This window comes from Chryseobacterium sp. GM_Chr_2, assembly GCF_026540445.1.
In the GTDB taxonomy this organism is placed as follows: Bacteria; Bacteroidota; Bacteroidia; order Flavobacteriales; family Weeksellaceae; genus Chryseobacterium.
In genome coordinates this window covers 65,616-86,512 of the sequence record NZ_JALNUD010000013.1, presented here as the reverse complement: position 1 = coordinate 86,512, position 20,897 = coordinate 65,616, and the positions used below count along the sequence as shown (strand labels likewise).

At 34.1% G+C, this 20,897-nt stretch carries 21 protein-coding genes and 1 tRNA gene; 6 read left to right on the top strand and 16 right to left on the bottom strand.

Annotated features, from left to right (window positions below):
- Positions 1–204: 204 nt before the first annotated feature.
- A complete protein-coding gene (gene cqsA, locus OXQ85_RS17895) occupies positions 205–1,410 on the bottom strand; it encodes an alpha-hydroxyketone-type quorum-sensing autoinducer synthase (RefSeq protein ID WP_267406249.1) in 1,206 nt (401 codons plus the stop codon).
- Between the two features lie 376 nt (positions 1,411–1,786).
- Between cqsA and OXQ85_RS17890 the strand changes: the two genes are divergently transcribed.
- The 4 genes from OXQ85_RS17890 to OXQ85_RS17875 all read left to right on the top strand — a co-directional run bounded on the left by OXQ85_RS17890 (position 1,787) and on the right by OXQ85_RS17875 (position 4,288).
- Positions 1,787–1,858, top strand: a tRNA-Arg gene (locus OXQ85_RS17890).
- Positions 1,859–1,904: 46 nt separating this feature from the next.
- Positions 1,905–2,906, top strand: coding sequence for a hypothetical protein (locus OXQ85_RS17885; RefSeq protein ID WP_267406248.1), 1,002 nt, complete (start codon positions 1,905–1,907; stop codon positions 2,904–2,906).
- A gap of 10 nt (positions 2,907–2,916) precedes the next feature.
- Positions 2,917–3,345 (top strand): hypothetical protein, encoded by a 429-nt coding sequence (locus tag OXQ85_RS17880; RefSeq protein ID WP_267406247.1) that lies wholly within the window; start codon positions 2,917–2,919, stop codon positions 3,343–3,345.
- A 28-nt stretch (positions 3,346–3,373) separates the two neighbouring features.
- Positions 3,374–4,288 carry a hypothetical protein gene (locus tag OXQ85_RS17875; protein ID WP_267406246.1) on the top strand — a complete coding sequence of 305 codons (915 nt, stop codon included), beginning with the start codon at positions 3,374–3,376 and terminating at the stop codon, positions 4,286–4,288.
- Here OXQ85_RS17875 and OXQ85_RS17870 read toward each other — a convergent pair.
- Together OXQ85_RS17870 and OXQ85_RS17865 are read right to left on the bottom strand one after the other, a co-directional pair.
- Entirely contained in the window at positions 4,285–5,199 is a 915-nt protein-coding gene (locus tag OXQ85_RS17870) for a helix-turn-helix transcriptional regulator (RefSeq protein ID WP_267406245.1), read from the bottom strand. The genes OXQ85_RS17875 and OXQ85_RS17870 overlap by 4 nt on opposite strands.
- 155 nt (positions 5,200–5,354) lie before the next feature.
- On the bottom strand, positions 5,355–6,152 hold the full coding sequence (locus tag OXQ85_RS17865) for an SDR family oxidoreductase (protein WP_267406244.1): 798 nt from the start codon (positions 6,150–6,152) through the stop codon (positions 5,355–5,357).
- Positions 6,153–6,442: 290 nt separating this feature from the next.
- Between OXQ85_RS17865 and OXQ85_RS17860 the strand changes: the two genes are divergently transcribed.
- A complete protein-coding gene (locus tag OXQ85_RS17860) occupies positions 6,443–7,390 on the top strand; it encodes a 3',5'-cyclic-nucleotide phosphodiesterase (RefSeq protein ID WP_267406243.1) in 948 nt (315 codons plus the stop codon).
- A gap of 95 nt (positions 7,391–7,485) precedes the next feature.
- On the opposite strand, the gene OXQ85_RS17855 is transcribed toward OXQ85_RS17860, so the two are convergent.
- The 13 genes from OXQ85_RS17855 to OXQ85_RS17795 form a co-directional block, all read right to left on the bottom strand.
- Positions 7,486–8,283, bottom strand: coding sequence for a T9SS type A sorting domain-containing protein (locus OXQ85_RS17855; protein WP_267406242.1), 798 nt, complete (start codon positions 8,281–8,283; stop codon positions 7,486–7,488).
- Positions 8,284–8,447: 164 nt separating this feature from the next.
- Positions 8,448–9,713 (bottom strand): threonine ammonia-lyase IlvA, encoded by a 1,266-nt coding sequence (ilvA, locus tag OXQ85_RS17850; RefSeq protein ID WP_267406241.1) that lies wholly within the window; start codon positions 9,711–9,713, stop codon positions 8,448–8,450.
- On the bottom strand, positions 9,703–10,764 hold the full coding sequence (gene ilvC / locus OXQ85_RS17845) for a ketol-acid reductoisomerase (RefSeq protein WP_267406240.1): 1,062 nt from the start codon (positions 10,762–10,764) through the stop codon (positions 9,703–9,705). The genes ilvA and ilvC overlap by 11 nt, the downstream gene beginning before the upstream one ends.
- Positions 10,765–10,883: 119 nt before the next feature.
- Positions 10,884–11,417: an acetolactate synthase small subunit gene (gene ilvN, locus OXQ85_RS17840; RefSeq protein ID WP_267406239.1), complete on the bottom strand. Its 534-nt coding sequence runs from the start codon at positions 11,415–11,417 to the stop codon at positions 10,884–10,886.
- A gap of 10 nt (positions 11,418–11,427) precedes the next feature.
- A complete protein-coding gene (gene ilvB, locus OXQ85_RS17835) occupies positions 11,428–13,164 on the bottom strand; it encodes a biosynthetic-type acetolactate synthase large subunit (protein WP_267406238.1) in 1,737 nt (578 codons plus the stop codon).
- 11 nt (positions 13,165–13,175) lie between these two features.
- Positions 13,176–14,858 carry a dihydroxy-acid dehydratase gene (gene ilvD, locus OXQ85_RS17830; protein ID WP_267406236.1) on the bottom strand — a complete coding sequence of 561 codons (1,683 nt, stop codon included), beginning with the start codon at positions 14,856–14,858 and terminating at the stop codon, positions 13,176–13,178.
- A complete protein-coding gene (gene ilvE, locus OXQ85_RS17825; protein ID WP_267406235.1) occupies positions 14,851–15,753 on the bottom strand; it encodes a branched-chain-amino-acid transaminase in 903 nt (300 codons plus the stop codon). The genes ilvD and ilvE overlap by 8 nt, the downstream gene beginning before the upstream one ends.
- A gap of 374 nt (positions 15,754–16,127) precedes the next feature.
- On the bottom strand, positions 16,128–16,628 hold the full coding sequence (locus OXQ85_RS17820) for an endonuclease V (RefSeq protein ID WP_267406234.1): 501 nt from the start codon (positions 16,626–16,628) through the stop codon (positions 16,128–16,130).
- A 27-nt stretch (positions 16,629–16,655) separates the two neighbouring features.
- Positions 16,656–17,024, bottom strand: a complete 369-nt coding sequence (locus OXQ85_RS17815; RefSeq protein WP_267406233.1) for a glyoxalase — start codon at positions 17,022–17,024, stop codon at positions 16,656–16,658.
- Positions 17,025–17,026: 2 nt separating this feature from the next.
- Complete coding sequence (locus OXQ85_RS17810) at positions 17,027–17,461, bottom strand: GNAT family N-acetyltransferase (protein WP_267406232.1); 435 nt, start codon at positions 17,459–17,461, stop codon at positions 17,027–17,029.
- Between the two features lie 76 nt (positions 17,462–17,537).
- Positions 17,538–18,590 (bottom strand): M28 family metallopeptidase, encoded by a 1,053-nt coding sequence (locus OXQ85_RS17805; protein ID WP_267406231.1) that lies wholly within the window; start codon positions 18,588–18,590, stop codon positions 17,538–17,540.
- 70 nt (positions 18,591–18,660) lie between these two features.
- Entirely contained in the window at positions 18,661–19,200 is a 540-nt protein-coding gene (locus OXQ85_RS17800; protein WP_267406230.1) for a hypothetical protein, read from the bottom strand.
- Positions 19,201–19,311: 111 nt separating this feature from the next.
- Positions 19,312–19,476: a hypothetical protein gene (locus OXQ85_RS17795; protein WP_267406228.1), complete on the bottom strand. Its 165-nt coding sequence runs from the start codon at positions 19,474–19,476 to the stop codon at positions 19,312–19,314.
- 261 nt (positions 19,477–19,737) lie between these two features.
- Between OXQ85_RS17795 and OXQ85_RS17790 the strand changes: the two genes are divergently transcribed.
- The gene (locus tag OXQ85_RS17790; RefSeq protein WP_267406227.1) at positions 19,738–20,877 is read left to right on the top strand and encodes an aminotransferase class I/II-fold pyridoxal phosphate-dependent enzyme; all 1,140 of its coding nucleotides are present in this window, start codon (positions 19,738–19,740) and stop codon (positions 20,875–20,877) included.
- Positions 20,878–20,897: the final 20 nt, after the last annotated feature.

Below are 20,897 nucleotides of genomic sequence, written 5' to 3'. Positions count from 1 at the left end.
TCACTACATTTACTATGTAATAAATCTGAAATGAACTCAATTTTTGCTTTTTTCAGCTTTGAAATTGCAATTAAATTTATAAAAATTTAAGCACAGCATTGTCGGCTGTGCTTTTTATTGTTGTCTAATTAAAAAAATGAGATGTTTTATCTACTGAATCCACTTCTAAAGAGTGGATTCTTTTATTGGATTTTTGAAGGTTTATCAAATATTAAGCTCTGTAAGCGCTTTTCTACAACTCGATGCAATATATTGAATATCGTTTGGATCTAGCTCTGAATGTAAGGAAAATCTCAGAATAGGTCTTTTTCGGGCAGTGGCAGGCGAACAAAATGGAGCACCAAAGATTCTTTCATTTTCCAGCATTTCTTTTAAATGTAGAAGATTATTTTCAGATTTAGCCTTAATTCCCAAAATTTGCGAGTTACTTTCGCTTACATCAATTCCCAATTCCTGCAAATGATCTTTTAATATTGTAGAATAATTTACCAATTTAGATCTTCTTTCATCCCCCTTTTGAGAATCGACTAAATCCAGTATTCCTCCTAAACCGGCAATATCGAAAGGCATTAAGGCAGAACTGAAAATTTGTGGTTTTGAGGTAACATTAAAGAAATCTGCAAAATCATGAGGGCACAAAATCAATCCGGCGCGTGAAGCAAAAGTTTTGGCAAGACTTGCTGTTCTGAATAAAACGGTTTCCTGAATTCCTAAACCAACGACTAACCCTTTTCCATTCGGGCCGTGTGTACCAAAAGAATGAGATTCATCAACAATTAACATACAGTTTTTTGATCTTGCAATTTCAGCAAGTTGAGGTAAAGGCGCTATGCTTCCATCGGTACTGTAAACCGCGTCCACTACAATAATTCCGAAGCCCAATGCATTAATTTTCTGCATCAAATGATCTACATCATTATGAGCAAATTGCACTGCTTTTCCTCCGCCTAAGCGGATACCGTTCCAAATGCTCATATGCGCCATAGAATCAATATAAACAGGGATATCCATATCTTCAATTAAAGTTTGCATCAATCCTAAATTGGCAACATATCCTGATTGGCACAAAATAGCACTTTCCGCTTCAAAATATTTGGCAAATCTGTTTTCCAATTTTGCCTGTGGAGCTTCTCCATGAATAAAAGAGGCAGACATAAGAGGCATATTAGAAATTTGAGTCAGTATTTCAGCCTGGCAATTTAAAACGTGAGTCTCTGTAGAAAGACGAAGATAATCGTTGCTTGTAAGGTTGATTGATGATTCTTCCGGCATTCTTCCTCGAATAATATGCCGCCCTTCCCATTCTTTTTGCAGACGATTGACATAAAAATCATCCATCTTTTTGGCTATAAAATCTGGATATTTCCTGTGATTTTCTGTAATTACTGAATGATTAAATTGAGTTTCCATAGTTAAAATATTTGTATTAGTTAATAAATTTCAATCCCTATCTATACATATATTTGAATTAATTTGTTCATTAAAATTACAACATTATGATAAACAAATATAGATTTACTGTTAAAAATTCATTAAATGATGAATTAAAAAATAAATTCTTTCGTTAAACTTTCCTAAAAATGATAAAATTTACCATTCATTCTTTTATTTTTACCCCTCAAAAAAACTAATGAAACAAATTATATCGGATATTGTTTTTCTTACAGACAAAGTGTTATTCAGGCTCAAATTAAAAACTGCGGTTTTAAACTTATTAAGAATGGATAGACACCAATCAGAAATACAATGTACAATGTGCAATGAATAATTTGTAATTTTAAACATCGGTCTCATAGTTCAACGGATAGAATAGAAGTTTCCTAAACTTTAGATTCAGGTTCGATTCCTGGTGAGATCACGATGAATAAAATTATTATATATTAGCATTACATTCTCATCACAAAATGAAAAAAAATATAATAACCATTTTATTTCTTGGATTAATTTCATGCAAACAGGAAAAGAAAGAAACGATTAAAGATGAAAATATAGCATCATCGGAAAGTTTTCAAATTCCTGACAGTTTATCTAAAAACAGCATTTTTATAGAAAAAAATAAAGATGGAATTTTCAGATTGAGGGTTCAGAGTAAAGAACAGCGAGGTAATTATTTTTTTGCAGACACCGCCAATATTCTAAAGGCTGAGCAATATCGTTTTGAAAATAATCATTTCATTAAAACTAAAAGCGTTGACCTTGAAAAAACAGAATGGTCATATTTTGAGATTGACAGTACAAATATTACATTTAAACAGCTAAATAGCAAAAATTATTTTCTTGTTTCTGCCAACACAACAAATATGGGAAAAGCTGTTCCTAATCAAATCGTTCAGTTTTGGGCAATCAATAAAAATGATGTGAAGGAAAACTATAATTTATTGTATTCCGGTTATCCTTCCGAGTTTTGTAATGAATGTATAAAAGGTGACTTTGCAGAAAATGAGAAACTTAACATTAATAAATCTGTAAAAAACTTACTTTATCAGTTTGCCAAAAACTCTAAGTTGATTTATCATCCTAAACTCAGCGAAAAAAATCCGAATAATTATAAAAATTATCAGGAAAAATGGGAAACAGATAATGGTCAGGATTCTCATTTTGGTGCAGGATATATTGGCGAATTAGATAAAATATATTCAACATATTACCAGAAAGATTTGTTTTCAATCTTGGGAACCCCTGAAATGACTATCGAAAATGACCAGTACCTTGTGGGAACTTATTTTCGTGGAAACCTTTTAGCTTACGATAAAAAGAAAAAGCTATACTTCCCTGTTATTGTTGAAAGCTGCGCTGGTTTTTGTAATAAAAAAATTGAATTTGTAAACGATCATACTTTAAAAATCACTTATGAAGATGACTCTTCTTTCGAGATAAATTTAAATAAAATTATTTTTGACACCTAAAATATAAACTATGAAAATGAAAATTGCAGCTTTTGCAATCGCACTGTTTTCTTTCGGGAAAATATCTGCTCAGGAAATAAAAAAACATCTTTTTAAAGGAACAATTGATAAATTTCCTGTAACCATGTATTTGGTAGAAGAAATTTCCGGCTGCCCAACAACGCATTATACGGGAATGTATAAATACGACAAAGTAAGCAATTGGCTTTATCTGGAGATTTCGGATGACGAAGAAAACCGTCTCGTTATGGTAGAAGGCGGAATTACAGGAATTATCAGCGTTAAAAAAATAGGCGAAACATTGAAAGGTTTCTGGATCTCACCCGACGGAAATAAAAAATTGAATGTAAATTTGAAAAAAATACCAACGAACAGCAAAACAATTAAGCCGTATGAAGAAAAATACGACAACGTGAATTATGAAATGAATGATTGCTAAACTGTTTTTACATTAATCTTGAAATTTTATGAAAAAAATTATACTGAGCCTGGCTTTAATTTCTTTAGCATATTCTTGTAAAAAGGAAGAAAAAAACGAGCAAAAAACTTTAGAAAATACAGCAACAGCCACAACTAAAACCAGTTTTCCTTTGCCGCCAGTTTATATGGATTCTTCAAAATCTGAAGAGGAAATTTTAAATCATATTAAACAGAGAAAAGAAGAGATTATCAATATTTTAGAAAATTCATCATCACAAAAAAATAATCTGATCTACGAAAATTATAAAAAAGAAAATGACTCTGCTTTAGCCTTATTAACGTTAAAGGAAACTCACCTTTTGGAAGAATTTTTCACGTTTTATGATTATAACCCTGATACTGATAAGCATTTTATAAAAGTTCCGGAAAAGTATAAAAAACTGGTAGACAGCTTTAATCAGGTCGGAATTGAATTTTGGGATATTGGTGAAGCAGATACTGAACTTCGAATGTTTCCTGATTTTTATTTTAAAATTTTTAATGGTAAACTGACTGCAGATTATCAGAAATATCTGGAAACAATAACAGAAGAAGACAAAGTACTTTTTCAGTCGGATGCCGCCATCTCGATTCCGTGGCGTGATGTGGCAAAACGTGTTGAGGTACGGGAGAAATTTTTACACGACTACCCTACTTCTAAATTAAAAAAAGTTATTGAAAGAGAACTTCAGCTTTATAGATATGCTTATATTTTAGGTTTGGATAATACGTCAACACAAAATGACGAAGGCGGTTTCACTACCGAAAATCTTCAGGAATTTCATCGATTTATTAAAGAAAATCCTAATAGCGAAACCACAGAAATCATTAATCAATTACTTACAATGCCAAAAGACAGAGAAAAAGTATTTGATTTTGTAAACAAGTGGTTAAATTATCCTTACGGCAAGCCTTTAGATTAATTAAAAGATTGTTTATAGCTTAAAGGCGTTATATTCGTCTTCTTTTTAAATAATTTATTGAAAGATTGTGAATGCTCAAAACCCAATTGATAGGCCACTTCCGATACCGAAAAATTCGTTGTGGTAAGGTACTCTTTTGCCTTCTCAATGAGTTTTTCGTGGATGTGCTGTTGGGCATTTTGTCCCGTCAGATTTCGCAGCATATCACTTAAATAATGCGGCGATAAATGTAAGGCAGAAGCCAGAAATTCTACAGTGGGCAAACCATTTGTTAAAGTCTTTTGCTGATTGAAATAATCGTTGAGAAGATCATCCATTTTAGTTAAAAGATCATGGCTCACCACTTTTCTCGTGATAAACTGTCTCTTGTAAAAACGGTTGCTGTAATTCAGTAAAACCTCGATATAAGAGATGATAACATCCTGACTTACTTCATCAATCGCCGTATTCAGTTCATCTTTAATATTGTTTAATAAACCTACAATTAACGTTTTTTCTTTGTCTGATAAATGCAGCGCTTCATTGGTATCATACGAGAAAAAGCCATACTTCTTAATATTTTTAGCCAAAGGATAATTTCTCAAAAAATCGGGATGAATAAACATGGTATATCCGAAATATTTAGCATTATCATCGGTCGCCAATACCTGATTGGGAGCGGTAAACATCATTCCGCCTTCATTAAAATCATAATATCCTTGACCGTACCCCATCTTTCCGTGCTCAGAAAATTTATAGGAAATTTTGTAAAATCCTAACGTAAAACTTCGGTCAAGATAGCATTTATCGACTTCCATCTCAGTATTATTCACCAAGCTGATTAACGGATGAAGCGGCTTCGGAAGCTGCAAAATAGTATGCAGTTCAGAAATCGACAAAATTTTTAATGGAGAATGATCTTTTTTTTCCATAATATAAAGGTATGAATTATGTGGGATTTTTTTGAGTTGGAGAGTTTTGAGTTTGAGTGTTTGAGAGTATTAGTGTTTTAGTGGTAAACTATATTTGGATATACTTAAACCCTCTGACACTAATACTCTAATACACTCCATTCTCACATTATTTTTTAAATAAACTGTTTGCCAAATTCAGTTCTAAAAGCTTCAGCTCCCAATTCCTGACGCTGAGCAAACAACGCTTTTGCATCTTCTCCCGCCTGATATCTCAACTGTTTTTTTCCGTCTGTTGCGGCTTCATAAACTACTTCAGCAATCACTTCCGGCTCCGAAGCAGCTTCCATCATAGCATCCGTTCCAGCCATCATTTTATCAATAATTCCCTGATATTCTGGATGTGTCCCCATATCCAAAGATCTTGTGATAAAATCGGTCTTAATTCCTCCGGGAGAAACGGTTTTCACATCAATTCCAAAAGTATTCAATTCAAAAGCAAGACTTTCACTCCAGCCTTCGAGTGCCCATTTTGTAGCATGATAAGTTGATGAAATCGGGAAAGTAACCAAACCGCCAATAGAAGTGGTTGTAATAAACATTCCGCTTTTTCTTTCTCTGAAATAAGGAATAAACTCTTTAGTCACGCGAATTACTCCTAATAAATTCGTATCCAATTGTCTGATAATCTGGTCATCGCTTAAAGATTCTAAAGGGCCAATCAAACCATATCCTGCGTTATTAAAAACCAAATCAATCTCGCTGATTTCTAAAGCTTTATGTATGGTTGATTTAATTTGTTCCAGATTCGTAACATCTAACGGCAAAAGCGTTACGTTTTCTAATTGATTCAGTTCTGTTTCTGCATCCGGATTTCTCATCGTTGCGATAACGTTCCATCCTTTGTTTTGAAATAATTTAGCGGTTGTTTTTCCTAAACCTGTTGAGGCACCTGTGATGAAAATTGTTTTCATTTTTTTATTGTTTAAATTTTACATGACAAAGGTCTGTACTTACAAAAAGATTAAAGTTGCCAAAACGGATATTGATGTAGCCAAAATGAATAGAACTGAAAATTTCAATATTTTAAATTAAATAATCATCAACTCAATGTATTTTAATGACTTGGAATGAATTTAACGTTAAAATGATACGCTTTCCAAAGCTTAATCAATGTAAATTCTTAATTTTGCAGAAGTTTTAAGTTACATTCATTGTATGATTTTATTTTAAAAAGACTCATGCAATACATATTAATCATTCTATGATAAAAAAGGTATTTGGTCTGGCTATGTTGATGTCAGTCACTCTTTATTCAGCTCAGAACAGTTTTAAAATCATTCCTTTAGGTACGTATGGCGGTGGAGACGAAAGTAATCTTTCCAGCTATATGGCGGCCCCGCTGAATTCTGAAAATTATGTGGCATTAGATGCAGGAACCTTGCGCGCAGGTATTCAAAAAGCCATTGAAAAAGGAAGTTTTTCAGAGAAATCGGCGGCAGAAATTCTTCAAAAAAATATTAAAGGATATATGATTTCGCACGGTCATCTCGATCATGTAAGCGGAATGGTCATCAACAGTCCGGATGATTCCAAAAAATATATTTACGCATTGCCATCGGTAGCAAAAATTCTGACTGATGATCATTTTTCATGGAGAACATGGGCAAATTTCACCAATGCCGGTGAGGCTCCTAAGCTTGGTAAATACAATCTTATCACTCTTACGTCCGGCACAGAAATTCCTGTTACAGATACAGAAATGGAGGTTACAGCCTTTCCGTTAAGTCATGTAAAACCTTACGAAAGTACCGCGTTTCTGCTTCGTCACGGAAAAGATTATGTACTTTATCTGGGTGATACAGGAAGTGACCGCGTAGAGCAAAGTGATCGCCTTCAGAATCTTTGGAAGCAGGTGGCTCTGCTTATTAATGGAAACCAGCTGAAAGGTATTTTAATAGAGGTTTCATTTCCGAATGAGCAACCTGAGAAATCTTTGTTTGGGCATTTAACCCCGAAATTGCTTCAGGAAGAATTAAATACTTTAAATTCCTTTTGTAAATCAGGAAAATTGAAACAAGTTCCGGTGATTATCACTCACATGAAGCCTGTTGATGATAATATTGAAAAGATAAAGCAACAATTGAAAGATCAGAAAAACTCAAATATTAATTATATTTTTCCGGTTCAGGGAGAGAAGATTGTATTGTAATATATTGTGATTCAGCCATAAAAATAAACCGGCGGATATGGCCCGCCGGTTTGAAAAAAACAAAAATTGATATGGATATGATTAGATATGTGTTTTTACTTTTTGATCACTTTTTCTGTAATGATTTTCTGGTTTTTAGTTTGAATTTTAATCACATACGTTCCCGCTGAAATAGAGCTTACATTGATTATATTTTCTTTTCCATCTGCCACCTTTCTGCCTGATGAATTATAAATTTCATATTTCTCCAACTTTTCTTTAGTCTCAATATTCACCATATCCGTTGTTGGATTGGGAAATATTCTTAGCACACTATTTTTCTGCGTTTCAATGGTAGAAAGCGCTCCTTGTGTGATATTTAAAGAATAATCTTCTGCCTGCCCCGATCTCAAACTCTGGCAAGCGCTGTTAATACTATTCGCAGCATTTGCTTCTGAATATGCGGCAACATTAGAATTTTTAAGAACTCTCATTCTTGTTGTTCCAATAGCGGCATCTGCAGGAACAGCAATCTGCGCTGTGACTGTAAAAGCATTTGCCGGATTTGCAGACGCTAAACGCCCAATATAAAAGCTCTCCCCTGCATCATCAAAACTTCCATTTTTATTAAAATCTATAAAAACCGTCACATCACTCGGAAAACTGCTCGAAGGCCCTTTTACCGAAATCGGATAGCTGCTTCCTGTCTGCACATTTGTTGAAAGACTCGTAAAATCTTCATAAACAGGCGTGCTTCCCGATTGAAACGGCGATGTTTTATTAATAGATTCAAATGTTACATTGGTTATCATATTACTATCTGCACCATATTGAAAAGTTGGCTGACAATACTGAGCTTTTACCTGCATGACAGCACAAAAGCCAAGTGAAAATAGTAGAGATGTTTTTTTCATGAATAGTTCGTTTTTACTGATGACAAATTTATATTTATTTAGAATTAATAAAAATAACAAACTAATGATATTTATCAGTAAAATGAAATTTAAATCTAATTGATTGTCTATCAAACTATTTACATAAAAAAGAAAAGCTACCTTAAAAAAGTAGCTTTTCTATATTAAATCATAAGGCTCATCGTACTTGGTGAATCGTTGAGATAAAATTCCAAATAGCCAAGATCCTTCATACGTTTGGTAAGCCCTTCAAAATCTTCAGGTTTTGAAAGCTCAATTCCCACCGTTGCCGATGCTGTCTCTCTTGAATTTTTCTTTGTATATTCAAAAAACGTAATATCATCATTTTCACCTAAAACATTCAAAACAAATTCTTTAAGCGCCCCCGGTCTTTGCGGAAATTTTACAATAAAATAATGTTTCAGCCCTTTATAAAGCATCGCCCGTTCTTTAATTTCCTCAGTTCGGGTGATGTCATTATTGCTTCCACTTACAATGCAAACCACATTTTTGCCTGAAAGATTTTCATCAAATAAATCCAAAGCCGAAATTGATAAAGCTCCCGCAGGTTCCAAAACCATTGCATCTTTATTGTAAACTTCCAGCAAAATTTCGCAGACTTTTCCTTCATCTACCGGAACGCATTTATAAATATTATTCCTACAAATATCGAAAGTTAAATCTCCTACTCTTTGCACCGCAGCTCCATCTACAAAAGAATCTATGGAATCTAATTTTGTATTAATTCCATTTTCCAAGGACTGTTTCATTGAAGCGGCACCTTTCGGTTCCACCGCAATGATTTGTGTTTCAGGAGATAATTTTGAAAACACACTTACAATTCCCGCCAATAATCCACCACCACCAACAGGAACAAAAATATAATCTATCTTTTTGTCGGTTTGGTTTAAAATTTCCATTGCCAGAGTCGCCTGTCCTTCAATGATCTGAACATCATCAAAAGGATGGATAAATTCTGCTCCCGAACTTTCTGAAAACTCAATCGCTGCATTTTTAGAAGCATCGAAAGTATCTCCGAAAAGTTTGATTTCAACAAAATTTTCTCCAAACATGGCGACCTGTTCCAACTTCTGTTTTGGAGTCGTCACCGGCATGAAAATCGTTCCGTGTATCTGAAGCTTATTACATGCAAAAGCAACTCCTTGAGCATGATTTCCCGCACTTGCACAAACAATTCCGTTTTGGATTTTACCTTCTTTGTAAAGACTGTAAATTTTATTATAAGCACCTCTTATTTTGTAAGAACGAACAGGCTGCATATCTTCTCTCTTCAGAAAAATATTCGCTGAATATTTCTTTGAAAGTCGTAAACTTTGCTGTAATGGCGTATTTTCTATTACGTTTTTAAGCGTTTCCTGAGCTTTTTTAATTAAATCTAAAGATGGGTAACATAATGTATTAGTTTTCATATTCAAAGGTTCTATCCGGACGAAGCGCTCTTACGGCTTTTCCGGCTTGCCATAACTCACTGTTTTTCAATTCATCCAATTCTGCATTCAGCTTTTCTCTGTAATCTTCTTTACTGTTGCTTGAAATAGATTTTTGAGATTCCTGCCCTTGTTCTACGCTTTCATACAATTCTTCAAATACAGGTTTTGTAGCTTCATAGAACTTTTTCCACCAGTCTAAAGCACCTCTCTGCGCGGTCGTAGAACAGTTGGCATACATCCAGTCCATCCCGTTTTCAGCAACTAAAGGCATTAGAGATTGTGTTAATTCTTCTACGGTTTCGTTAAAAGCCTCAGACGGAGAATGCCCTTTTGCTCTCAATACTTCAAACTGAGCAGCAAAAATCCCTTGGATCGCTCCCATCAAAGTTCCTCTTTCCCCAACTAAATCACTGTAAACCTCTTTCTTAAAATTGGTTTCAAATAAATAGCCGCTTCCGACAGCAATTCCCAATGCTACAACTTTATCTTTTGCATTTCCTGTTGCATCCTGATGAATGGCAAAACTACTGTTCAACCCTTTACCTTCAACAAAAAGTCTTCTTAATGATGTTCCCGAACCTTTTGGCGCAACCAACACAACATCAACATCTTTCGGTGGAACAATGCTTGTCTGATGATTATAAGTTACTCCAAAGCCATGTGAAAAATAAAGCGTTTTTCCTGGGGTTAAATATTTCTGTAAAGTCGGCCAAAACTCGATTTGTGCGGCATCGCTCAGAAGATAGCAAAGAATTGTTCCTTTATCTGCCGCTTCCTCTAACTCGAATAAAGTTTCTCCCGGAACAAACCCGTCTGCAACTGCTTTATCCCAACTTTTAGAATTTTTTCTTTGTCCTACAATCACATTGATTCCGTTGTCTTTAAGATTTAAAGCCTGTCCAGGTCCCTGAATTCCGTATCCTAAAACCGCAACTGTTTCGTTCTGTAATACTTCCTGCGCTTTTTCTACCGGAAATTCTTCTCTTGTTACTACATTTTCTTCTACTCCTGCAAACTTAATTAGTGCCATAATTTTTATAATTTGATTGTTAATTTGTTGAAGCCAACGCTTCGTTTTATCTTAAATTTTATAATTCTGTTGTCTCATACTTTTAACACAACAGATGCAAAGTTTAATTGTATAATTATTTACTGATAATCCATTTCAAATGAATTGAGCTTTTGGTGGAAACCAACATTTTCCTTGATGATTGCGACTCTTCCGCTTCGGATGAATTCTGATAATCCGTGAGGCTCAATCACTTTAAGGAAATTATCAATCTCTTCATAATGCCCAACAATGTTGAACACAGTGTAATCTTTTCTAACACAGACGATTGTCGCTCCATATTGACGCAAGATTCTTTCAACCTGAAATTTTTCGGAAACAATGTCGGTTTCAATTTTAAATAAAGCCATTTCCTGCCAAACAATTTCTTCATCGGTATTGTAATACACCTTAATAACATCAATCATTTTTTGAATTTGCCTTGAAATTTTTCTCACCAATTCGTAGCTTTCTTTCACTACGATGGTAAACCTTGAAATACTGTCAATTTCTGTTGGAGAAACATTTAAACTCTCGATATTTACTCCACGTCTTGAAAAAACGATTGCTATTTTAGTCAGTAATCCCACCTGATTTTCGGTGAAAACACTTATAGTATATTCTTGTTTATTCATTATAACTGATTTATTTTAAACGAATTTCGCTGATGCTACATCCCTGCGGAACCATCGGAAATACATTGTTTTCTTTACCTACTTTTACTTCCAAAAGATAAGCTCCTTCCGTTTCGAGCATTTCTTTTAATGAAGATTTTAATTCTTCTCTTTGCTGAACATGTTTCCCATTAATTCCATAAGCCTTCGCTACTGCTGGAAAGTCTGGACTTGTAATGTCTACAAACGAATAACGACGGTCATGGAAAAGCTCTTGCCACTGACGAACCATCCCTAAAAATGAATTATTCAGAACAATCATTTTAACTCCGATATTAAACTGGGAAATCGTTCCCAATTCCTGAATATTCATCTGAAAACCACCATCTCCGGCAATACAGATCACATGTTTTTCAGGATTTGCCATTTTTGCTCCCATCGCGGAAGGCAAACCAAATCCCATTGTTCCTAAACCTCCGGAAGTCACATTTCTTTTGGAATCTTTAAATTGCGCATATCGACACGAAATCATCTGATGCTGACCAACATCCGTACAAATAATATAATCTCCGTTGGTGATTTCATTTAAGCATTTTAAAACTTCTCCCATCGTTAATTCTTCGGAAGTCGGATTCAATTCTTTTTCAATAACTTCCTGATTTTCTTCTTCTTGAAGTTGTTTAAATTGATTCAGCCATTCTTCATGTTGATTGTCATTCAATAAATTCAACAACAACGGAAGCGTTTCTTTACAATCTCCCAAAACCGGAACATCTGCTTTTACATTTTTATCAATTTCAGCTAAATCGATATCTAAATGAACTACTTTTGCCTGTTTCGCATATTGATCCAAACGTCCTGTTACACGATCATCGAAACGCATTCCAACAGCAATTAAAACATCACAATCGTTGGTTAATTTGTTGGGAGCATAATGACCATGCATCCCCAACATTCCGACATACAAAGGATGATCGGTAGATAAAGCACCCAAACCTAAAGCTGTTGCAGCAGCCGGAATTCCTGTCTTTTCAATGAAATTTTTCAATTCATTTTCTGCATTTCCAAGAATTACTCCCTGACCGAAAAGAAGAAAAGGTTTTTTAGCTCCGCTAATGATATAAGCTGCCTTTTCTAAATATTCATGTTTTACTTTAGGTTTTGGAACATAAGACCTTATATTTGTACACTTTTCATAACTTTCAAAATCAATTTCCTGAAGCTGTGCATTTTTGGTAATATCCACCAAAACAGGCCCTGGCCTACCCGATTTTGCGATATAAAATGCTTTAGCCAAAGCCTTTGGAATATCTTCTGCATCCGTAATCTGGCAATTCCACTTGGTAACGGGAGCCGTAATATTCACCACATCGACCTCCTGAAAAGCATCGGAACCCAATAACGAAGCATACACCTGCCCCGTAATGCAAACCACAGGCGTACTGTCAATCATCGCATCGGCAAGTCCGGTGACGAGATTAGTTGCTCCTGGGCCGCTTGTTGCAATCGCAACCCCAACTTTATTAGAAGACCTTGAAAATCCCTGTGCAGCATGAATTGCCCCTTGCTCATGTCTTACCAGAATATGCTGAATTGAATCTTTATAATCGTACAAAGCATCATAAACAGGGATCACCGCACCTCCCGGATATCCAAAAACGGTGTCTACATTCTCTGCTTTTAAGATTTCGAGAATTACTTCGGCTCCTTTTAATTTTTTGGAAGCTGAAGTTTTATTTTCTTCTAATTTATTTAATGATAATTCCATTTTTTTTGATTTTAAAAATCTGTTATACAGCCGTTTGAAGCATCAGAAACCAGCTTGGCATATTTGTATAAAACACCACTTTTTACTTTATAATCAGGTTGTTGAAAGCCTGACCTTCTTTTATTTAATTCTTCCTCTGAAACCATGAGATTAATTGTATTTTTTTCTGCATCAATTTCAATGAGGTCATTATTTTCAACCAAACCAATTAAACCACCTTCAAAAGCTTCAGGTGTAATATGACCAACCACAAAACCGTGTGTTCCTCCTGAAAATCTTCCATCTGTAATCAAGGCAACATTTTTTCCTAAACCTGAACCCATTAATGCTGAAGTTGGTTTCAACATTTCCGGCATGCCGGGAGCGCCTTTTGGTCCTTCATTTTTTATCACAACAACATCGCCTTCCTGAATAATTTTATCTTCAATTCCTTTGATAAATTGTTTTTCACCATCAAAAACTCTTGCTTTTCCTTTAAAAAAACTACCTTCTTTTCCGGTAATTTTTGCCACACAACCTCTCTCTGCAAGATTTCCGTACATAATTCTGATATGCCCAGTTTCTTTAATCGGATTATCAACTTTTCGAATAATATCCTGCTCTCTATCAATAATTGATGTAATATTTTCAAGATTTTCAGCAACTGTTTTTCCTGTTACGGTTAAACAATCTCCATGAATTAAGCCTTCATCCAATAAATATTTCATCACCGCCGGAACGCCTCCTACTTTATGTAAATCCTTCATCAGATATTTTCCGCTTGGTTTTAAATCTGCCAACAAAGGTGTTGTATCACTTACTTTCTGAAAATCATCAAGCGTCAAATTGTGACCTATACTTTTCGCAATCGCAATAAAATGGAGTACAGCATTCGTACTTCCACCTAACACCATAATCATTCGTAAAGCATTTTCAAACGCTTTTGGCGTCATGATATCCGAAGGTTTTATATCTTTTTCGAGAAGAATTCTGATGTAATGACCTACATATTCGCACTCTTCTTTTTTCTCTTCACTTAAAGCCGGATAAGACGATGAATAGGGCAAACTCATTCCCAATGCTTCAATTGCTGATGCCATTGTATTGGCTGTGTACATTCCGCCACAGGCCCCTGCGCTCGGGCACGAATTTTTTATAATTCCATCATAATCTTCGTCAGAAAGTTTTCCGGCAATTTTATTTCCTAAGGCTTCAAAAGCGGAAACGATATTCAAATCATTTCCTTTGTAATGACCTGCTTCGATACTTCCCCCATACACCATAATTGAAGGACGATTCAATCTCGCCATTGCCATCACAGAACCCGGCATATTTTTATCACAACCCGGAACGGTAATTAATCCGTCGTAATATTGCCCGGCACAAACGGCTTCAATACTATCTGCAATAATGTCTCGACTCACCAAAGAATATCGCATTCCATCCGTCCCATTCGTCATTCCGTCACTAATTCCGATGGTGTGGAACATTAAACCCACCAAATTCTGACTGTTAACTCCTTTTTTTACAATTTCAGAAAGTCCATTTAGGTGCATGTTGCAGGTATTCCCGTCATAACCCATACTCGCTACGCCAATCTGAGCTTTATCAAAATCTTCTTTTTTAAAGCCAATTCCGTAAAACATTGCCTGAGTTGCAGGCTGCGTAGGATCCTGCGTCAACGTTTTCGAATATTTATTGAGTACATTACACATATTGCAGCTGATTTTTTAAGTATGAATAATCTTCTCCTACTACCAAATGTCTGTATGCTTTTTGAACCACAGCAGATAAACTATCTTCCCAATTTAACTTAAACTGAACATTATCAAGCGATTCCAAGGCTACAATTTCAGCAGCCGTTCCACAGAAAAATGCGGCATCTGCTTCCTTCATTTCTGATGGCGTAAAGTCTTTTTCTTCACTATAAATCCCTAACTGACCCAATATCTCGAAAACCGTCTCACGAGTAATCCCCGGCAGGATATTTCCTTTTTTCGGAGTATAAAACTTAGCATCTTTTTCGAAGAAAACATTCGCCCCTGAACTTTCAGCAACATTTCCGTTGGAGTCTAACAATAAAGCTTCATCAAAACCTTTATCTTTAGCTTCCTGACATGCTAAAATCGAGTTTACATAATGTCCGCTCACTTTTGCTTCTATCCTGAAAGCCTTTGGATTAGGACGTTCAAAAGAAGAAGTCATTACTTTCATTTTATTTGCCATATAGCCATTATCCCAATTCCAAGCTTCAATTACAAGCGTGCTTTTCTGCCCTTTAGAAAGTGACATATTAGGCGAACAAATAACCAAAGGTCTTATATATGCATTACTTAAATTGTTCATTTCTAATAATTTGTACGTAATATCAATCATCTCCTGTGTAGAATAATTGAAAGGCATCATCATCAATTCTGCAGATTTTCTTAATCTGTCATAATGTTCTTCAGCCTTGAAAATTTTAGTTCCTTCTGCTGTTTGATATGATTTAATTCCTTCAAACACAGCATAGCCATAGTGAAGCGATTGTCCGTACAAGTCTGTAGAAGCTTTGGAAGCCCGTAAAAATTCTCCATCAAAATAGAGTAAACTCTCCTCGTTGTAATACATATTTATATTTTATAGTTTTAAATTTTTGCCACAAAAAAAACCACCCTCGTGGATGAGGATGGTTGTAATTAATATTTATATTTTTTAATATTTTCAACAATACCATCGCTCATCACCGAACCCGATAATGACAATAATAATAGCAATAATAGTGTTGAATTTTATTTGCATTTTGTTAATAATAACGAGACAAATGTATAGCTTTTTTTTAATTAAACAAGACCTTTTCAAATTATTTTTAAAAATAATGTAAAATCGATACTTTATAAAAAACTAAAATATTTTTAATTCACAACTGACTTTTCTCAGTTTAATTATAATTTAATAAAAATTAACATTCGTTTAAAAATTCTTATAGAAATAAAATTTTTATTTTAAATTCTTGTTAACTGATCTAATTTCTTCAGCAATGTCGGAATCCTGAAATTTCCGTGCATATTCTCAATTTTAGGCTTTACTTCATCTACATTTATCCCTTTCGCTGTCAAAAACAAAGGGGTTTTACTTTCACCGCGAAAAACCTCTCTTCGCATAAAATCAGGTGATGCAAAACCATTTTTAGCGATACCAATAATCGGATATTTTTTATCCAAAGCTTCGTACAAATAACCGCCCAATCCTATTTTGCCATCATTATCCAATGTTACATATCCATCGACAATGATAATGTCTTCATTTTCAAGCTTGATTTTATTCAGCAAACTTAAAATGCAAGGTAATTCTCTTTTATAAAAAGCGCCACTTTCATAGTCTGAAGTTATTGGAGTTTTTTCACTGAAGATCTCATTTTCATGTTCAGAATCCCAGTCTTTAAAGGCAATACAAATCGTATTGGCATAATCATCATAATAGTACGTATCGAAAGCGTAAATCATTTTTCGGTTTTAGTTATAAGATTGGAATTATTTATTAAAAAACTCTCCGAAGTGTAATAAATTTCCTGCAGGATCATGAACAAAACATTCTTTACCCCAAGGCATTGTACTAACGGGAGTTAACTTTATTGTTTTAAATTTTTCGGTAAGATCTAAGCTGAGAATATACTGCCAAAAATCGTCTGTATTTTCTACTTCAATGAAAACCATGGTGTTCTCAACCCAATCTTTTACATAGGCATCCTGCAAATAAAAGTTAATATTTTGCCATGCAAATAAAGATAATTTTGGCTCCAAGATAATTTCTTCAAATCCTAAATCTTTATAAAAATTTCTGCTTTCTTCAAAGTTTTCCGATCCGATGAACGGACGAATTGATTTTACATTTTGTTTCATAATTATTTGTTTGTCCATTGATTATAAGTCATTTCAAACTTAATTTCTTTTCCGTGCTTACCAATTTCTTTCCAACCGGATTTTCGGTAAAAAATTTCTGCTCTCGTATCGGGTGAAGTTCCCAACCATACGTTTTCTTTGGTCTGTTCAAAATACCAATCCAACATAATATCATGAAGCAACCTTCCAATTCCCTGATTTTCAAAGTCGGGATGAAGAAATAAAGCCCAAATATTGTTCTCTTGTAAATCTACAATAGAAAACCCAATAACTTTATGATCTATCTCACAAACCCAGCCTTTTCCTCTTTCAAAAAGAAATTCTTCACAATCTTTATCGGTCACCAGATTTGGATTTGATAAAGTATTTTCCTTCACAGCATTTCTTACAATCTGAATTTGTGGAATATCGCTTAATTTTACTTCACGAATGTTCATTTTCTTATAAATTTGAATCAAAAAAAGGCAAAAATGTACAATTACAAATCTGCCTTTTTCAAATATTTTGGTTAACTTATTTTTTATCAACTACAATTCTGGCTTCTCTGTTGGCAATTTCCCAAGCAGTCGCGAAAACCAATTGCGTTCTTTTTTGCAGCAATGAATAATCAATTTTTTCCACGTCATCGGTTGGCTTGTGATAATCTTCGTGAATGCCATCAAAGAAAAAAGCTACAGGCACATTATTTTTAGCAAAATTATAATGATCTGAACGATAATACAATTGCTCAGGATCATTTGGATCGTCGTATTTATAATTCAGCTCAAGATTATTTGTCTTCTTATTCGAGGCTTCGTTAATCACCTTTAATTCAGAGCTTAGCATTTCAGAACCAATAACATACACATACTGTTTTCCTCTATTCTCAGGATCATCACGACCAATCATATCGATATTCAAATCAACAACTGTATTGGCAAGCGGAAACACCGGATTATCAGTATAAAATTCAGAACCGAATAAACCATGCTCCTCTCCCGTCACGTGAAGAAAAAGAATGGATCTTTTTGGACCTTTCCCCGCCTTTTTAGCACTCTGAAAAGCTTTTGCAATTTCCATCACGGCAACCGTTCCGCTTCCATCATCGTCGGCTCCATTATAAACCACTCCGTTTTTCGTTCCTACGTGATCGTAATGTGCTGATACAACAACAATTTCTTCAGGCTTTTCACTTCCTTCAATAAAAGCTAGAATATTTTCAGAATCTGGTAAATTTCCACCACCTCTCTTTTTCATAAAATCCGCAGGAACCTTTTGATAATAGGATCCCAACGCTTTTGGATAAGAAATTCCGAGATTTTTGTAATAATTAATCATGTACTCACCTGCTTTTTTCTGTCCCGGACTTCCTGTATCTCTACCTTCCATTTCATCCGAAGCAATCACGTATAAATTCTTCTTTAGATCATCAGCCTTAATTTCCTTATATGCAGATAGAAACGATTTATCACCTTGAACTTTTGTTGAAATAGAATTTTGCGATGAATTTCCTTTGTTTGAAACATTTGCAGATCCGCAACTTACCATCACAGCAGCCGAAAATAGCGGTATGAGTATTTTTTTCATTATTAAACTAATTTGATTTTAAAAATAAGAATTTTTATTGAATCTTCTAAAGCAATAGCTTTAATAAAGGTTAATTAGCCGCCGGATCAATAAGATTTTGAGTGATGCTTAGAAATTTTAAAACGTTTTTACGATCAAAAAGCAATGTGAGATAATGTTTTTCTTTTTTCAAAGTCAATTTTAAACCTCCTGAAAACGAACTGTCATCACCCAATTTTTCACTTTTGGGATTGTATTTTGCAAATTTAGCTTTAGCTTCCTGTGAAGTCGTTTTATTCATCGTTAATCCGTAAGGCAATCCGCTCACAATGATAAATTTATCATCCGGAATATCAAAAAACATTTCGTTTATTTTACCATTTCCAAAACTACTGTACAATTCCAAACCCGACGATGTACGCCAATAGGCATACTTTTCCTCATTTGCATCTTCAGAAATCACAGGCTTTATTTTTAAAACTTTTGAAATATTATCCTGAGTTTGTGGTAAAATAAATTCAGCGTTTTTATCTAATAACGAGCTTAAATTAACATTTTTCTGTGCTAAAGCAAAAATGCTGAATAATTGAAAAGTTGCAATTAAAAGTATATTACACGATTTAATTTTCATAAAATAATATTAATGATTTATGCCGTAAAGATATTAAAACTTACCAAAATCATTAAATTGATCAAAAAAATAAGCCGCCCGAAAGCAGCTTATTTTAAGATTAATTACGAATTAAAAAACTTCTCTGATATTAAGATTTCCCGTTGCTCCCATCGGTAGAAAAACAACTTTTCTTTTAATCGACTTTGCTTTTTCTAATGCCTTAATTGCCTTTTGACGCTCCATTTCTCTAGTGAAATGCGAAGTAATGTTTTCGGATTGTGTAGATAATTTCATAATATAATAATTTGGTGTTTGTATTGTTAAGTTTTCATAAGTAAAACTTAAAATCATCAAAACGAAAAGCATACCATTTTGGGCTAAAATTTTAAAATGTGGTACATAATATTTTTACATAGACTGAATATTTTTTAAGATATTTAGATAAATTCACTGAAAAACAACTTAAAAACCATTAATAACCAATCAATTTAAATTATATTCTTCTAAATATTTTGAATACTAATTTTCATTATATTTGATACCATTGCAAAGGATATGGAAAATATTTACGGATTCAATCATTATACTTTTTTCACCGAAATGGCGGAATTGGCTTCGAAACACAATAGTTTCGATTTGTCATTAGGTTTACCCGATTTTGACATCGATGATCGCTTGAGAGAATATTTAAAAGAAGCCGCTGATCTTAATCATCACAATTACGAACCTCTTGCCGGAAACCCGCTTTTAATAAAAAGTATTGTGGATTATAATCTAAAAAGGGAAAACAGTTTATCGATTCAGGAAGAGGAAGTGACTATCGTTCCATGTTCTACTTTTGCTTTATATACTTCGCTTAAATCTATTTTAAATCAAGGAGATGAAGTAATTATAATTCAACCTTCATATTATACTTATGCTCCATCTATTGTTATGAATGGTGGAATTCCGGTTTATTATAATCTTGAAAATGATTTTGCTATTCATTGGGATTTGTTGGAAAACTGCATATCTGAAAAGACAAAAGCTATTATTGTAAATTCACCTCAAAATCCAACAGGAAAAATCTGGACAAAATCTGACTGGGAAAAATTGTATGAATTGATTAAAGATCGCGAAATTTATCTTATTTCTGAAGAAATTTATGACATTTACTACTATGATGGTGCCACGCACTACAGCTCTTATCTTCATCCTGAACTAAAAAAAAGAACATTTTGTATTTTTTCTTTTGGTAAAATGTTTCATGCAACCGGCTGGAAAGTAAGCTATTTACTCGCCAGTGAAGAACTGACGAAAAAATTCAGATGCCATCAGCAATACATTTCCTACAGCGCCAATGCTCCAGGACAGTATGCTATTGCTAAATATTTAGAAATATACGATCCTTCTGAAAATCAAATCTTAATGCAGAAAAAGCGTGATATTTTTAATGAAATGATAAAAGAGATGCCTTTAGTTGTTGAAAAGCAATGTGAGGGGGCTGTTTTTCAGATCGTTAATTTCAGGGCTGTATCAAAAACAAAATCTGATGTTGAATTTTCAAAATGGCTGACGATTGAAAAGAAAGTAGCCTGTTTACCACTTTCTGCGTTTTATAATTCTAAACAAAACTCTGATTATATACGTTTTAGTTTCGCTAAAAAAGATGAAGTGATAATTCAGGCGTTAGAACATTTAAGGAAAAATCTTTAAAATAATTACTTTCTATATTT